This is a genomic window from Pseudomonas sediminis, assembly GCF_039555755.1.
Taxonomy (GTDB): Bacteria; Pseudomonadota; Gammaproteobacteria; order Pseudomonadales; family Pseudomonadaceae; genus Aquipseudomonas; species Aquipseudomonas mendocina_D.
Window position 1 is genome coordinate 4,464,085 of record NZ_CP154631.1, and the last position, 14,084, is coordinate 4,478,168.

Sequence of the window (14,084 nt, forward strand, 5' to 3'; positions counted from 1 at the left end):
GGCCAGGATATTGTGATTTTCGGACAATCTATGTCATCTCCCTGGCCCGCACGCCGCAGCATCACCAGCATTCAGTTGCTCACCCAACTGGGGCTCGATCTGGGTCTGAGCCTGGACAGGTGCCTGCATCAAACGGGGCTCAGCCCGGTGCAGTTGGCCAGCCTGAATGGGGAGATCGAAGCGCAGCGTGAGCTGCAGTTGATCGCCAACCTGATCGAGGCACTACCCGCAGTCGAAGATCTCGGCTTGCAGGCCGGCCGGCGCTACCACCTGACCACTTACGGCGCCTGGGGTTACGCCATTCTCAGCAGCGCCACGGTGCGCCAGGCCGCCGACCTGGGCCTGCGCTATCACGGCCTGACCTACGCCTTCACCCGCATCAGCCTGGACGTGGAGGATGCCGTCGCCAGCCTGAGTTTCGACGACAGCGCCCTGCCCCCGGCGCTGCATGATTTCATCGTGCAGCGCGATATGGTCGGCGCCCTGATGGTCGTGCGTGAATTGCTCGGCAGCACGCTGCGGCTGCTGGACGTGGAACTGCGCCAAGCCGCACCGGCCGATACAGCGCCGTTCATCGCCGCCTTCGGTCAGTTGCCAAGCTTCGGCGCGGCGTGCAATCGCATGGGCTTCGCCGCCGAGTTGCTGGACAACCCACTGCCACGGGCCAACCCGCAACTGGTCAGCGCCTGCGAGCAGCAATGCCAGGCATTGCTGGCGCGCCATCAATGGCATCAGGGCGTGGCCGGACGCGTGCGCCAGTTGCTGTTGCAGTCGCCGGGGCAGATCGCCGATATGGAACAGGTCGCGGAGCGCCTGCACCTGAGCAGCCGCACTCTGCGCCGGCGCCTGATCGAAGAAGGCACGAGCTTCCGTGCCCTGCAGGACGAGGTGCGCCAGGCGCTGGCCGAAGAGCTGCTGGCCGCCGGCGGTCTGAGTCTGGAAGAGATTGCCGAACGACTTGGGTATGGCGAGCTGTCGAACTTCATCCACGCCTTCAAGCGCTGGAAAGGCGTAACGCCGGGGCGTTATCAGCGAGATGCGGGGTAACCAGATAGTCCTGGTGGACTGTTCGCTGGCGCTCCTGAGTCCACCCGAGCTGGCGCTACGAGTGGCCGGCATTCCGATCCACCCTACGCTTGGCTCAGCTTTTAGCCTGTAGCCTGCAACTGCCTTACTGCTGCAACTCCTGCTCGGTGAACATATCGCTGAACAGCATGCTCGACAGGTAGCGCTCGCCGGAGTCCGGCAGGATCACCACGATGGTCTTGCCCTGCATCTCCGGTTTCTCCGCCAGACGCACAGCCGCCACCATCGCTGCGCCGCAAGAGATACCGCAGAGAATGCCTTCCTCACGCATCAGGCGCAGGGCCATGGCCTTGGCGTCGTCGTCATTGACCTGCTCGACCTGATCGACCATCGCCAGATCGAGGTTCTTCGGCACGAAACCGGCGCCGATGCCCTGGATCTTGTGCGGGGCCGGCTTGACCTCGTCACCCGCCAGGGTCTGGCTGATTACCGGCGACCCCACTGGCTCCACCGCGACCGAGAGGATCGGCTTGCCCTGGGTCTGCTTGATGTAACGCGAAACCCCGGTGATGGTGCCGCCAGTCCCCACGCCCGCGACCAGCACGTCGATGGCGCCTTCGGTGTCACGCCAGATTTCCGGGCCGGTGGTCTTCTCGTGGATGGACGGGTTGGCCGGGTTCTCGAACTGCTGCGGCAGGTAATAGTCAGGGTTGGCGGCGGCCAGTTCGTTGGCCTTCTCGATGGCGCCCTTCATGCCTTTGGCCGGCTCGGTAAGTACCAGTTCGGCGCCCAAGGCCTTGAGTACCTTGCGCCGCTCCAGGCTCATCGAGGCCGGCATGGTCAGCACCAGCTTGTAGCCACGTGCGGCAGCGACGAAGGCCAGGCCGATGCCGGTGTTGCCCGAGGTCGGTTCGACGATGGTCATGCCCGGTTTGAGTACGCCGCGCTCCTCGGCATCCCAGATCATGCTGGCACCGATGCGGCACTTGACCGAATAGGCTGGGTTGCGCCCCTCGATCTTGGCGAGGATGGTCACACCTTTCGGTCCCAGGCGATTGATCATCACCAGCGGCGTGTTACCGATGGCCTGGGAGTTGTCAGCGAAAATGCGGCTCATGATTCCTTCCTAAGCAGATGGACGATGAATAAGGGGCACCAGCCTATGCCCAGGTGCAGCGTCAGTCCAGCCGAACAGAATGCCGCGCATGCAGTCCATCGAAGATAGATCACTCGATGGACTGTCCGATGAAACGACGTTACAGCTGGCCCCTCAGGGCTCTGCTTGTTGCACTGCTGCTGGTGCTGGCGGCGCAGCTTACGCTGCCCTGGTTGATCCGCGACTACCTCAACGGCAAGCTCGCCGACATGGGCGACTACCGCGGGCATATCGCTGATATCGACCTGGCCTGGTGGCGCGGCGCCTATCGCATCAACGACCTGCGCATCGTCAAGAGCAGCGGCGACGTACCAGTACCGCTGCTCGACGCGCCGCTGATCGATCTGGCGGTAAGCTGGAGGGCATTGTGGTCGGAACACGCCGTGGTCGCGGAAGTGTTCTTCGAGCGCCCACAACTGAACTTCGTCGATGGCGGCGAAAACGACCAAGCCACCCAGACCGGTGCCGGCACCGACTGGCGCGATCAGTTGAACAAGCTGCTGCCCATCACCCTCAACGAACTGCGGGTGATCGACGGCCGCATCAGCTTTCACAACTTCAGCACCGACCCCCAGGTGGAACTGAGCGCTGACCAGGTCAACGCCAGCCTCTACAACCTCACCAATGTCGGTGACGAGCCGGGCGACCGCGTCGCGCACTTCGGAGGTCGCGCGCTGTTGCTGGAGCACGCGCCACTGGAAGCCGAGGCGACCTTCGACCCGTTCGAGCAATTCGAGGACTTCGAACTGCGCCTGCGCGCGAAGGACATCGACCTGACGCGCTTCAACGACTTCGCCCGCGCCTACGGCCGCTTCGACTTCAAACGCGGCAACGGCGACCTGGTGATCGAAGCGCAGGCCAAAAATGCTCAGCTCAACGGCTACATCAAACCCCTGCTTCGCGATGTCGAGGTGTTCGACTGGGAGCAGGACGTCGAAGACGAAGATAAAGGTGTACTGCGCTCGCTTTGGGAGGCCATCGTCGGCGGCAGCGAGACGCTGTTGAAGAATCAGCGCCGTGACCAGTTCGCCACCCGCGTCGAACTCAGCGGCAGCGTGCACGACCAGCAGACCAGTGCATTCCAGGCCTTCATCGCCATCCTGCGCAACGCGTTCGTCGAAGCCTTCACACCCCGCTACGAACGCCCACCACCCCAGCAGGACGGCAGCTGAGCCGTAGTCATAAGCAGCGGTGACCGCCCATTCAGTGACTGAATACTGCGTCTGCGTTCACAGCCACCTGAGCTGCGCGTTATAGTCGCGCTCTGAATTTCTGCTGCGGGCCGGCCCCGCGCGTTACCGTTCCGAGGATTTTCCGATGAAGTTCGAAGGCACCCAGTCCTACGTCGCCACCGACGACCTCAAGCTCGCGGTCAACGCCGCCATCACCCTGCAGCGCCCGCTGCTGGTCAAGGGTGAGCCGGGCACCGGCAAGACCATGCTCGCCGAGCAACTGGCCGACGCCTTCGGCGCCAAGCTGATCACCTGGCACATCAAATCCACCACCAAGGCGCATCAGGGCCTGTACGAATACGATGCGGTCAGCCGCCTACGCGACTCGCAGCTCGACTCCGACAAGGTTCACGACGTTCGCAACTACATCAAGAAAGGCAAGCTGTGGGAGGCGTTCGAGGCCGACGAGCGCGTGATCCTGCTGATCGACGAGATCGACAAGGCCGACATCGAGTTCCCCAACGACCTGTTGCAGGAACTCGACAAGATGGAGTTCTACGTTTACGAGACCAACGAGACGATCAAGGCCAAGCAGCGCCCGATCATCATCATCACCTCGAACAACGAGAAGGAACTGCCGGACGCCTTCCTGCGTCGCTGCTTCTTCCACTACATCGCCTTCCCCGATCGCGACACGCTGAAGAAGATCGTCGACGTGCACTACCCCAACATCAGCGGCGAGCTGGTGGCCGAGGCGCTGGACGTGTTCTTCGACGTGCGCAAGGTACCGGGCCTGAAGAAGAAGCCCTCGACCAGCGAACTGGTGGACTGGCTCAAGCTGCTGATGGCCGACAACATCGGTGAAGCCGTGCTGCGCGAACGCGACCCGACCAAGGCCATCCCGCCGCTGGCTGGCGCTCTGGTGAAGAACGAGCAAGACGTGCAGTTGCTCGAGCGCCTGGCCTTCATGACCCGCCGCGCTTCGCGGTAAACATCGGGCGACTGCGCGTCGGCCAGGTTGCGTTGAGAGCAGGCTCGCAATGCTCATGTACAAAAGTACACTGCGCGTGCTCGTCTGCTCTCGCCTTGCCTGGCTCTAGCTCGCTCGCCCGTCCTCTGGAGCGGGCAGTGACCACAGGCAGTCACAGACTTTCATGAGGGCATAGCATGCTGCTCAACCTATTCAACGAAATGCGCGCGGCCAAGGTGCCGGTGTCGGTGCGCGAGTTGCTCGACCTGATCAACGCGCTCAAGCACAACGTCGTGCTCGCCGACATGGACGAGTTCTATTACCTGGCGCGCGCGATCCTGGTGAAGGACGAACGTCACTTCGACAAGTTCGACCGCGCCTTCGGCGCCTACTTCAAGGGCCTGGAAAACCTCAACGAGCACATCGAGGCGATGATCCCCGAGGAATGGCTGCGCAAGGAATTCGAGCGCCTGCTGACCGACGAGGAAAAGGCGCAGATCCAGAGCCTGGGCGGCCTGGACAAGCTGATCGAGGAATTCAAGAAGCGCCTCGAGGAGCAAAAAGAGAAGCACGCCGGCGGCAACAAGTGGATCGGCACCGGTGGCACCAGCCCGTTCGGCTCCGGCGGCTACAACCCGGAAGGCATTCGTGTCGGCGATGCCGGCAAGCGCCAGGGCAAGGCCGCCAAGGTGTGGGATCAGCGTGAGTACAAGAACCTCGACGACCAGGTCGAGCTGGGCACGCGCAACATCAAGGTGGCGCTGCGCCGTCTGCGCAAGTTCGCCCGCCAGGGCGCAGCCGAAGAGCTCGATCTGGACGGCACCATCGATCACACGGCGAAAGATGGCGGCCTGCTCAACATCCAGATGCGCCCGGAGCGACGCAACACGGTCAAGCTCCTGCTGTTGCTGGATATCGGTGGTTCGATGGATGCTCACGTCAAGGTCTGCGAGGAGCTGTTCTCGGCGTGCAAGACCGAGTTCAAGCATCTTGAATATTTCTACTTCCACAACTTCATCTACGAGAGCGTGTGGAAGAACAACATGCGCCGCACCAGCGAGCGCACCTCGACCCTGGACTTGCTGCACAAGTACGGCGCCGACTACAAGGTGGTGTTCGTCGGCGACGCGGCCATGGCGCCCTACGAAATTACCCAGGCCGGCGGCAGCGTCGAGCACTGGAACGAGGAAGCCGGCTACGTCTGGATGAAGCGCTTCACCGAAAAGTTCAAGAAGATCATCTGGATCAACCCCTACCCCAAGGACACCTGGAACTACACCGCCTCCACCGGCCTGGTGCGCGAGCTGATCGAAGATCGCATGTACCCGCTGACCCTGCAGGGTCTGGAAGACGGCATGAAGTACCTGTCCAAGTAAGGCATCGAGCCGCAATGAAAAACGCCGCGAACCCTGTAGAGGATTCGCGGCGTTTTCGTAGCCCGGATGCAATCCGGGCTACGGACTGAACTCAGCGTTTATCCGCATCGTCCGACTTGTTCAGGTCCATCACCGTCTGTGCCGGCGTCTGCACGGGCTCCTCCGGCTTGGCTTCGGCGGGCGCTACCATAGGCGTGACAGGGGCGCTCGCCTCTTCACTCGAAGTGTCCTTCTTGCGCAGGCCGATGCGCTTGAACAGCCAACCGCCCAACACCACCGGGATGAACCAGAATTTCTTCAGCAGTACCAGCAACAGCGCCAGCAAACCGGTCTTGGCAGCCACCTTGCCAGCCACCAGCGCACCCAGGCCATAGGCCGCCACGGTATCCAGATCCGGGTCGAATTCGGCATAGCGCTGACCAGGGTTGAAGTCGGTCGCAGCCAGTACGGCCGGCACATTGGCCTCGATTTCCGCCAGTTGATCCATATTGGCGACGAAGTTCAGCACCAGCACGCCCTTACGGCCGAGCACGCGGATGTTGTAGTTCAGGGTGTTGGTCTCACTGTCACCGAACTTCAGTTCCTTGGCCCAATGCAGTTTCTTGCCTTCGGCATCGTAGCGTGGCGCTGCGGCCCAGCCGACCAGTTGTACCGGCTCGTAACCGTTCTCTTCACGCCAGGTGTTGGCCTCGCGCATGTCGGTCTGCATGTCCTTGAGCATGTCGCCATAGTCGATGTCAGCGGCGTCCTCGTCGGACACGTAGCCACTATCTTCATATTCGACGGTCACGCCCCAGGATTCATCGGCCAACGGCGACACGTCGGCCGGCAGGATCATGCCCAGCGGCGGGACGTCATCCGGCGGGTTGCCCCAAGCGTCGACCAGCAGGCGCTGGGCATTCTCACCGTCAAGAAACACCAGCGAATCGGGCAGGTTGAGGGTGGCAAGATCATTGCCCAGGACGACGCGGCCGCTCTTGAACTCCAGGCTGGCGACGAATTCTTCCGGGTTGATGTACTGCGCCGAATCATCGCTCTCGCCGATGTCCTCGCTGACCGCGACGCTGTCTGGCTCGGTCTCGGGGTTGGCGTAGGCGGCACAGGTGAATGGCAGGACAGCAGCCAGCGCGGCTGCCAGGATCGAATCCTTGATCGACATGGAAACTCCAGTAACACGAGAGAGGGTTAAATGTAACGCCGTATTACATTAACACGCCCTGCCTCATGCTCAGGCGAACCAGTGCACTTTTTTGTGGCTTGTCATCCCAGGCAACCACACGCCGGATCAGCGCAAAAAACGTCCGGCGCTTGCCTGACTTCAGTGCCAGTGCCGTTGCTGCGCTCGTCGGGTGCGCCCCGCTCCGAACAGCCAGCCGCACAGTACCACCAGCACCTCGGTCAACCAGGCCAGCAGCAAGGCGCTGATCACGCCCCAGAGAATTGCATCCGGGGTGAACAGCACCTGATAGCGGTACGCCTGCAGGGTTTCCTCGAACAGCTCATGATCGGCACCAGTCGCCAGGTGCCAGGCCTGGGTATACCAAGGGCCCTGCATGGCCTGCCATTCACGCTCAAGCAAGGCGGAGCGCTGCACCAGGTGCCCGACGCTCTTGGCATCGCTGCGCATCACCGGATCGTCGCTGACGCGGTAGTGCGCCACCAGTGCGTCCATATCGCCCTTGAAGAAATTGCGCGCAGTTTCCTGAAAGCCTTTGAGGCTTTGCTGCGACTCCAGGCGATGGGCCTCGACGCGCTTGGCGTAGTCATCGATGAAACCCGGCACCTGCACGCCAAGTAACAGGCCGAAGGCGAACAGCGTCAGACGCAGGTAGCTTCTAAGCATGGGATCAGGCCTTGCCGTGAGTGATGCATTCGCCGCGTCGCCACAGGCGCCATTCGCCCGGCTGGTACAGCGACCACTGCTCGTTCTCGGTCAACGGCTCGGTGGCGATCACCGTGACCACATCATTGGGTGTGGTTTCCGACTGGAAATCCACCTTCAGGTCGGCGTCCTTGAGTTGCGCGGGGCCGAACGGCGCGCGCCGGGTGATATGCGCCAGCTTGGTCGAGCAGAAGCTGAACAGCCAATCGCCGTCGCTGAGCAGGCAGTTGAACACGCCAAGCTGACGGTAGCTGGCACACGCCGCTACCAGCACCGGCAGCAGCATTTCCACCGATACCGGCTCGGGAAAGGCCCGGCGCACGCGGTTGAGCAGGTCGCAGAACGCTGCCTCGCTGTCGGTCTCGCCTATCGGTCGGTAGAAACTGGTAGCGCCCTGCAGGCCGGCCAGTTGCCCGTTGTGTGCGAAACACCAGTTACGCCCCCACAGCTCGCGGCTGAAGGGATGGGTGTTGACCAGGCAAACCTTGCCGACGTTGGCCTGACGAATGTGGCCGATCACCACCTTGCTCTTGATCGGGTAGCGCTGCACCAACTGCGCCACCTCGGACTCACTGCTCGCCCGCGGGTCCTGAAACAGACGCAGGCCGCGCCCTTCGTAGAAGCCGATGCCCCAGCCATCGCGATGCGGGCCGGTGCGGCCACCACGCTGCATCAGCCCGGTGAAACTGAACACGATATCGGTGGGTACATTGGCGCTCATGCCGAGCAATTCGCACATCGAATCAATTCTCCTTGCCGAGGATCAGGCGTAGACGATCGGCTCCATCTTGCAGACGTGCTTCGATTCGCTTGCGGCCCATTGGCAGAAAACGCACCAACAATCGCCAGAGCAGCGCCGGCAGGTCGCCTGGCTGGCGTGGAATCAGGTGTAAATGAAAGTGGGGCACGTGCTGATTGGAATCTGGGCCATCGTTGATCAGCAGGTTGATGCCATTCTTGCCAAAGCCCGCCTCGCGCAGCGCGGCGGCGATACGCTCGGCCAGCGTCAGCAGACGCTCACGCACCGCCGGCGGCAAGTCACGCAGAAACGGTGCATGCAGACGACTGACGATCAACACATGGGCCGGCCGCATCGGGAAGATATCCAGCAGCACGATGAAATCATCATCCTCATAAAGGCGATGAGCGGGTAGCCGTTGCTCGGCAATGGCACAAAACACGCAATCCATCAGGCCTCCCTTGCACAAGGCCATCATGCTGAACGCCTGGGCCGGCAGGCGCAAGGGGTCAGATCAAATACGGGGTTCCATGCGACCCGAACGATCACGCCCGTAATCGCGTGCTGGCAGGTCGTCGTCCTCTTCCATACGCTCGCGCAAGGTACGCGGGTCTTCGTCGGCCTCGGCCACCTGCTCACCCTTGCGCCCCTTCCACCAGCGTTCGATGGGCCAGCGCACGGCGACGAACAGCAGATATACGGCCAGCGCAATCAAGCTGTAGAGCGCCAGATCGGCGACAGCACGCCAGGCGTTGTTGCCGACCTTGAGCAACACGTCCATGGCGGTGACCGCAAGGGCCGGCGCAAACAGTTCACGCGTTGGATCGACAATGGTCGGGCTGAACAGCAGCACGGCCACCAGCACGGCGAGCGGTTCGCGCAGGTAGCGCCACATCCAGCTGGTCAGGCGCATCCACACCAACAGGCAACCCAGGGCAGCAATCCCGTAGGCCGCCCAGGCCATGAGGTAGTCGTTTTCAGTCATCATAAGCAGGCGCCGGCGTGGCAGGTCTGGCAAAGGGGCGCTTATGATAACGGCTTTTGCCCAATGCGGCGCCCCCGCCGTCGCCCTCTCGTTCTCTGGAGCTACGCCATGTCCTCTGCCCCCATCGCCCGCCAGGAAGTCGGCAAAGATCCCTATCGCTGGCTGGAAAACCGCGACAGCGATGAGGTCCTGGCGCACCTGCAGGCAGAAAACGCCTACCTGGATGCCGTGCTGGAGCCGCAACGAGCCCTGCGCGAGCAACTGTTCGAGGAGATCAAGGGGCGTATCCGCGAGACTGATCTGTCGCTGCCCACGCCCTGGGGCGACTACCTCTACTACCAGCGCACCACGGCCGGTGATGAGTATCCACGGCACTATCGCTGCCGTCGTCCAGCCGATGGTTCGCTGCAGGTCGACAGTGCCAGCGAAACGCTGCTGCTCGACCCCAACGCGCTGGCCGGTGGCGGTTTTCTTTCCGTGGGTGCATTCAGCATCAGCCCCGACCAGCAGCGCCTGGCCTACAGCCTCGACAGCAGCGGCGACGAGATCTACCGCCTGTTCGTCAAGGAGCTCGCCAGCGGCGAAATCAGCGAACTGCCCTTCGACGACTGCGACGGCAGCATGACCTGGGCCAATGACAGCCAGACGCTGTTCTTTACAGAACTGGACGAGACCCATCGCCCCTACAAGCTCTACCGTCACTGCCTAGGTGACAGCACTGCGCAGGCCGTATTCGAGGAAGAGGATGGCCGCTTCTTTCTGCATTGCTACCGCTCCAGCTCCGAGCGCCAGCTGATTTTGCAACTGGGCAGCAAAACCACCAGCGAAGTCTGGGTGCTCGATGCGCAGCAGCCACAGGGCGATTTCAATTGCCTGGCTCCGCGCGAGGAAGGCCATGAATACGACGTTGATCACGGCATGCTGGACGGCCAGTGGTGCTGGTTGATCCGCAGCAACCAGAGTGGCATCAACTTCACGCTCTACCGCGCCACTGAGGCCAAGCCGCAGCGCCCGCATTGGCAACAGATTCGCGCTCACGACCCGCAGGTGATGCTCGAAGGCGCCACACTGAACCAACGAGCACTCACCCTCGCCCTGCGCGAAGGCGGCCTGCCGATCCTCGAAGTACAGCCGCAGGGGCAGGCGCCCTATCGCGTGCAGCTGCCGGATGCGGCCTACAGCCTCTACGTGCAGGACTGCCTGGAGTTCCACAGCCCGGTGATCCGCCTGCGCTACGAAGCGCTGAACCGTCCCGCGCAGGTACGTCAGCTGGAGTTGGCCACGGGTGAACAGCAGGTACTCAAGCAGACGCCGGTAGAAGGCCCATTCGATGCCGACGCCTATGAAAGTCGCCGTCTCTGGGCCAGCGCGGCCGACGGTACGCAGATCCCGATCAGCCTGGTAGCGCGCCGCGAGGTATTCGCCGCCGGCAAACCGGCACCGCTCTATCTCTATGGATACGGCGCCTACGGGGCGAGCCTCGACCCCTGGTTCTCCCACGCGCGCCTAAGCCTGCTGGAACGCGGTTTCGTCTTCGCCATCGCGCACATACGCGGCGGCGGCGAGATGGGCGAAGCCTGGTACCGCGCCGGCAAGCTCGAACACAAACAGAACACCTTCGACGATTTCATCGCCAGCGCCGAACGCCTGATCGCCGAGGGCCTGACCACCACTTCACAGCTGGCGATCAGCGGCGGCAGCGCTGGCGGCCTGCTGATTGGCGCCGTACTCAACCAGCGCCCCGAGCTATTCGCCGCCGCCATCGCCGAAGTGCCGTTCGTCGATGTGCTCAACACAATGCTCAACCCGGACCTGCCGCTGACCGTGACCGAGTACGACGAATGGGGCGACCCGAATCAGCCCGAGGTCTTCGAACGCATCAAGGCGTACGCACCTTACGAGAACGTCCGCGCCCAGACCTACCCGCCCATCCTCGCCGTCGCCGGTTACAACGACAGCCGCGTGCAGTACTGGGAAGCAGCTAAATGGGTGGCGAAACTGCGTCGCGACAAGACCGACGACAACCTGTTGCTGCTCAAGACCGATCTCGGCGCCGGCCATGGAGGCATGAGTGGGCGTTATCAGGGCATCAAGGATGTGGCGTTGGAGTACGCGTTTCTGTTCCGCGTGCTCGGGATAGCACACCCGTAGGAGCGGTTGGGCAGCATTGAGCTTCAGCCGCGATTCCCAGCATCGCGGCTGAAGCCGCTCCTACGCCGATTACTCCGCCTTGCGTTGCCCATCCAGCCCCTGGCTGTTGCGGCGCAGTTGCTCATCCAGTTGCGGAATCGGCTGGTCACCAGGGGATTTCGGCGCAGTCCCTGGGGGCGTTTGTCCCTGCGGCGGCGGTAAAAGGGGCGCCGATCCCTGGCGCTTGATCGTACTGGGCGTGGAAGGCTGACCGTATGGTTGCGGCGTGGCGGTGCCCGGCGCGCCCGCCCCAGGGGCGGACGGCATGCGCATCGGTTCCTGAGCCCAGGCCAGACTGCCAAGGCTGGAGGCCAGAATCATCGCGGCGAACAGAGGCAAGCGCATGACATTTCTCCTGTGCAGCTGGCTTTCATTCTATTCTGGCAACATATCTAGACAAGCGTTCACCTCCCGATAACAGGTTCTGTCATGAGCACCAGCAAAAACCCCTATTACCTGTCCGCCCAGGCCGAAGAAGGCTACCGGCAGAAAGCGCTGAAAATGTATCCCCACGTCTGTGGCCGCTGCGCCCGCGAGTTCTCTGGCAAGCGCCTGAGCGAACTGACCGTGCATCACCGCGACCATGACCACCACAACAACCCGGCCGATGGATCCAACTGGGAGCTGCTGTGCCTGTTCTGTCATGACAACGAACACTCGCGCTACACCGACCAGCAGTACTTCGCCGAAGGCTCCACCGCCAGCCCTCAGGCCGCCAAGTCGACCTACAAGGCCTTCGGCGATCTGGCCAGCCTGCTGAAAAAGGACTAGGGCGTGGCACTCGTCACCGTATAATCGGCGCTTTTGCGAGTGCCACCGTGGCCAACAAGAGATACGCCTGCATCGGCCTGTTCAATCCGAAATCGCCGGAAAACGTCGGTTCTATCATGCGTGCGGCAGGCTGTTATGGCGTCAGTTCGGTGTTCTACACCGGAACCCGCTATGACCGCGCCAAGGATTTCATCACCGATACCAAGAAGGTTCACCAGGATATCCCGCTGATCAATATCGACGATCTGCGCAAGATCCTGCCGCTGGGCTGCACCCCGGTAGCGGTGGAACTGGTCGATGATGCCCGCGCCCTGCCCGCCTATACCCATCCCGACCGGGCGCTGTACATCTTCGGCCCGGAGGACGGCTCACTGCAGCAGGAGATTCTCGACTGGTGTGGCGCCGAAGTGGTGTACATCCCGACCCAGGGCTGCATGAACCTGGCCGCGACGGTCAACGTGGTGCTCTACGACCGCTTGGCCAAGGGTAACAACACCCGCTCCGGCCCCCTGTTCTGACCACGAAGCGCTAACGCTCAACGCAGCAAACGCGTGTCCAGGGTCTTCGACGGACCGCCGATGACGTTCTCGGTGATGTCGATGAAATCCTTGGTGCTGACCTTGTCCAGGCGCATCAGGCCACGAGTGACGTCATCGAGCGACAGATTGCCCTTTTCCTTGGTCTTCTGCCGAATCTCGCGATCCAGCTCCTGCAACAGCAGCACCGCACGCGCCGTGACCGGGCCACTGGCGTTGTCGGTACGCAGGCTGTTGACCGGTTTGCTCCAGCGAATCAGCTGTTCACGGATTTTCTGATAGCGGTCCTCGCTGATGCCGCCAGCACGGCGCATCAACTCGATGGCGTAATACTCGGCAAGGCCTTCGGCGATCCAGTCGCTGCGTTCACGGCCATATATACGGCCGAACACGTGCACCAGTTCGTGCACCAGAGAGCTGGTGCCGTTCTCGCTGACCAGCGGGCGATCAGCATGCATGAAGTAGGAGTTGGCCGCCGACAGACCGCCGCGCCACATCGGGTCGCCAGCGCCGACGATCAGCAGTTTGTCGGGATCACGTGGGAACACCTGCTGCATCTGCGGCCAGACGAAGGTGAGGAAGGTCATGATATCCATGCGCCGCATGCCCTCGCCGACCGGCGCGGAGATGGCGATTTCGGTATCACCCAGGCGGGTGCGCCGGGTACCCAGCTTGCCGGCCAGCATCCAGCCGGTCGGGCGGTCGAACTTGCGCTGCGGGTTGTCGATACGAAAGCGGTTCTTGCCGATGCGCGGCCAGCCGGTCTCCACACTTTTCCAGCCCTTGGGCAGATCGAACTGCAGGCGCGCCACCAGATCGGTCTTGTCCTTCTGATCGAGCTTGGCCGCCGGCACCAGGTCGTCACCGCGAAATAGCGCCCAGTCCTGGGTCATCCGGGCGTCGTAGCGACCGGGCTTGCGCTCGTTGTCGATCAGCACGCGGTAGCTCAAAACGCTCTTGCCCTCCCCGGGCTGCCACTTGCCGCGCCCGGCCTGCTCCTGTGACCACTGGCCGTCGGCCTTGAAGTCGCTGAAGCGACCGTCTTCGCCGAGGTTGAAGTCAAGACTGCGCACGCGCTCGCCCTTCTCCAGGGTGATGCTGACTTCAGCCTGATTGCTCTCCGGCAAGAAGCGCACACGGTAATCCAGATCGACCTTCTGCGTAGCGGCGAAGGCCGGCAGACTCAGAAGCAGCAAAGACGAGTACAACGGCAAGCGAAGGGACATCGAGCAAACTCCTGATGCTGAACGTGGCGGCATATGACAGCTGCGCCACAGGGCA

Annotated in this window: 15 protein-coding genes; 7 read left to right on the forward strand and 8 right to left on the reverse strand. The window is 62.4% G+C overall.

What is annotated here, in order from left to right:
- The first annotated feature begins 30 nt into the window (after window positions 1–30).
- Window positions 31–1,047, forward strand: coding sequence for an AraC family transcriptional regulator (locus tag AAEQ75_RS21060; protein ID WP_343350368.1), 1,017 nt, complete (start codon window positions 31–33; stop codon window positions 1,045–1,047).
- A gap of 124 nt (window positions 1,048–1,171) precedes the next feature.
- Here AAEQ75_RS21060 and cysK read toward each other — a convergent pair whose 3' ends face one another.
- Entirely contained in the window at window positions 1,172–2,143 is a 972-nt protein-coding gene (gene cysK / locus AAEQ75_RS21065) for a cysteine synthase A (protein ID WP_099525312.1), read from the reverse strand.
- Between the two features lie 128 nt (window positions 2,144–2,271).
- Between cysK and AAEQ75_RS21070 the strand changes: the two genes are divergently transcribed.
- From AAEQ75_RS21070 to AAEQ75_RS21080, 3 genes are all read left to right on the forward strand, one after another.
- Window positions 2,272–3,354: a DUF748 domain-containing protein gene (locus AAEQ75_RS21070; protein ID WP_343350369.1), complete on the forward strand. Its 1,083-nt coding sequence runs from the start codon at window positions 2,272–2,274 to the stop codon at window positions 3,352–3,354.
- 145 nt (window positions 3,355–3,499) lie between these two features.
- Window positions 3,500–4,345, forward strand: a complete 846-nt coding sequence (locus AAEQ75_RS21075; RefSeq protein WP_079784028.1) for an AAA family ATPase — start codon at window positions 3,500–3,502, stop codon at window positions 4,343–4,345.
- A gap of 176 nt (window positions 4,346–4,521) precedes the next feature.
- Window positions 4,522–5,700, forward strand: coding sequence for a vWA domain-containing protein (locus tag AAEQ75_RS21080; RefSeq protein ID WP_343350370.1), 1,179 nt, complete (start codon window positions 4,522–4,524; stop codon window positions 5,698–5,700).
- Between the two features lie 91 nt (window positions 5,701–5,791).
- Here the strand turns inward: AAEQ75_RS21080 and AAEQ75_RS21085 are convergent, their stop codons facing one another.
- The 5 genes from AAEQ75_RS21085 to AAEQ75_RS21105 form a co-directional block, all read right to left on the reverse strand.
- Complete coding sequence (locus AAEQ75_RS21085) at window positions 5,792–6,859, reverse strand: DUF2167 domain-containing protein (protein WP_343350371.1); 1,068 nt, start codon at window positions 6,857–6,859, stop codon at window positions 5,792–5,794.
- 159 nt (window positions 6,860–7,018) lie between these two features.
- A complete protein-coding gene (locus tag AAEQ75_RS21090) occupies window positions 7,019–7,543 on the reverse strand; it encodes a DUF2937 family protein (protein WP_343350372.1) in 525 nt (174 codons plus the stop codon).
- 4 nt (window positions 7,544–7,547) lie between these two features.
- Complete coding sequence (locus AAEQ75_RS21095; RefSeq protein ID WP_343350373.1) at window positions 7,548–8,321, reverse strand: class II glutamine amidotransferase; 774 nt, start codon at window positions 8,319–8,321, stop codon at window positions 7,548–7,550.
- Window positions 8,322–8,325: 4 nt separating this feature from the next.
- Window positions 8,326–8,772 (reverse strand): HIT family protein, encoded by a 447-nt coding sequence (locus AAEQ75_RS21100; protein ID WP_343350374.1) that lies wholly within the window; start codon window positions 8,770–8,772, stop codon window positions 8,326–8,328.
- Between the two features lie 63 nt (window positions 8,773–8,835).
- Window positions 8,836–9,309, reverse strand: a complete 474-nt coding sequence (locus AAEQ75_RS21105; protein ID WP_256834772.1) for an MFS transporter — start codon at window positions 9,307–9,309, stop codon at window positions 8,836–8,838.
- Window positions 9,310–9,414: 105 nt separating this feature from the next.
- Between AAEQ75_RS21105 and AAEQ75_RS21110 the strand changes: the two genes are divergently transcribed.
- Window positions 9,415–11,457 (forward strand): S9 family peptidase, encoded by a 2,043-nt coding sequence (locus AAEQ75_RS21110; RefSeq protein ID WP_343350375.1) that lies wholly within the window; start codon window positions 9,415–9,417, stop codon window positions 11,455–11,457.
- Between the two features lie 69 nt (window positions 11,458–11,526).
- On the opposite strand, the gene AAEQ75_RS21115 is transcribed toward AAEQ75_RS21110, so the two are convergent.
- Window positions 11,527–11,841, reverse strand: a complete 315-nt coding sequence (locus AAEQ75_RS21115) for a hypothetical protein (protein WP_125878872.1) — start codon at window positions 11,839–11,841, stop codon at window positions 11,527–11,529.
- 84 nt (window positions 11,842–11,925) lie between these two features.
- On the opposite strand from AAEQ75_RS21115, the gene AAEQ75_RS21120 reads away from it, so the two are divergent.
- Together AAEQ75_RS21120 and AAEQ75_RS21125 are read left to right on the forward strand one after the other, a co-directional pair.
- On the forward strand, window positions 11,926–12,267 hold the full coding sequence (locus AAEQ75_RS21120) for a YajD family HNH nuclease (protein WP_343350376.1): 342 nt from the start codon (window positions 11,926–11,928) through the stop codon (window positions 12,265–12,267).
- Window positions 12,268–12,314: 47 nt separating this feature from the next.
- Window positions 12,315–12,785, forward strand: a complete 471-nt coding sequence (locus tag AAEQ75_RS21125; protein ID WP_037002491.1) for an RNA methyltransferase — start codon at window positions 12,315–12,317, stop codon at window positions 12,783–12,785.
- A gap of 17 nt (window positions 12,786–12,802) precedes the next feature.
- Here AAEQ75_RS21125 and AAEQ75_RS21130 read toward each other — a convergent pair whose 3' ends face one another.
- A complete protein-coding gene (locus tag AAEQ75_RS21130) occupies window positions 12,803–14,029 on the reverse strand; it encodes a hypothetical protein (protein ID WP_143504193.1) in 1,227 nt (408 codons plus the stop codon).
- Window positions 14,030–14,084: the final 55 nt, after the last annotated feature.

Bases quoted from the DNA above. Each gene is read 5' to 3' on its own strand.
- AAEQ75_RS21110 (WP_343350375.1), top strand. From the start codon at position 9,415: ATGTCCTCTGCCCCCATCGCCCGCCAGGAAGTCGGCAAAGATCCCTAT.
- AAEQ75_RS21080 (WP_343350370.1), top strand. From the start codon at position 4,522: ATGCTGCTCAACCTATTCAACGAAATGCGCGCGGCCAAGGTGCCGGTG.
- AAEQ75_RS21105 (WP_256834772.1), bottom strand. From the start codon at position 9,309: ATGATGACTGAAAACGACTACCTCATGGCCTGGGCGGCCTACGGGATT.
- cysK (WP_099525312.1), bottom strand. From the start codon at position 2,143: ATGAGCCGCATTTTCGCTGACAACTCCCAGGCCATCGGTAACACGCCG.
- AAEQ75_RS21070 (WP_343350369.1), top strand. From the start codon at position 2,272: ATGAAACGACGTTACAGCTGGCCCCTCAGGGCTCTGCTTGTTGCACTG.
- AAEQ75_RS21100 (WP_343350374.1), bottom strand. From the start codon at position 8,772: ATGGATTGCGTGTTTTGTGCCATTGCCGAGCAACGGCTACCCGCTCAT.
- AAEQ75_RS21115 (WP_125878872.1), bottom strand. From the start codon at position 11,841: ATGCGCTTGCCTCTGTTCGCCGCGATGATTCTGGCCTCCAGCCTTGGC.
- AAEQ75_RS21130 (WP_143504193.1), bottom strand. From the start codon at position 14,029: ATGTCCCTTCGCTTGCCGTTGTACTCGTCTTTGCTGCTTCTGAGTCTG.
- AAEQ75_RS21085 (WP_343350371.1), bottom strand. From the start codon at position 6,859: ATGTCGATCAAGGATTCGATCCTGGCAGCCGCGCTGGCTGCTGTCCTG.
- AAEQ75_RS21095 (WP_343350373.1), bottom strand. From the start codon at position 8,321: ATGTGCGAATTGCTCGGCATGAGCGCCAATGTACCCACCGATATCGTG.
- AAEQ75_RS21120 (WP_343350376.1), top strand. From the start codon at position 11,926: ATGAGCACCAGCAAAAACCCCTATTACCTGTCCGCCCAGGCCGAAGAA.
- AAEQ75_RS21090 (WP_343350372.1), bottom strand. From the start codon at position 7,543: ATGCTTAGAAGCTACCTGCGTCTGACGCTGTTCGCCTTCGGCCTGTTA.
- AAEQ75_RS21075 (WP_079784028.1), top strand. From the start codon at position 3,500: ATGAAGTTCGAAGGCACCCAGTCCTACGTCGCCACCGACGACCTCAAG.
- AAEQ75_RS21060 (WP_343350368.1), top strand. From the start codon at position 31: ATGTCATCTCCCTGGCCCGCACGCCGCAGCATCACCAGCATTCAGTTG.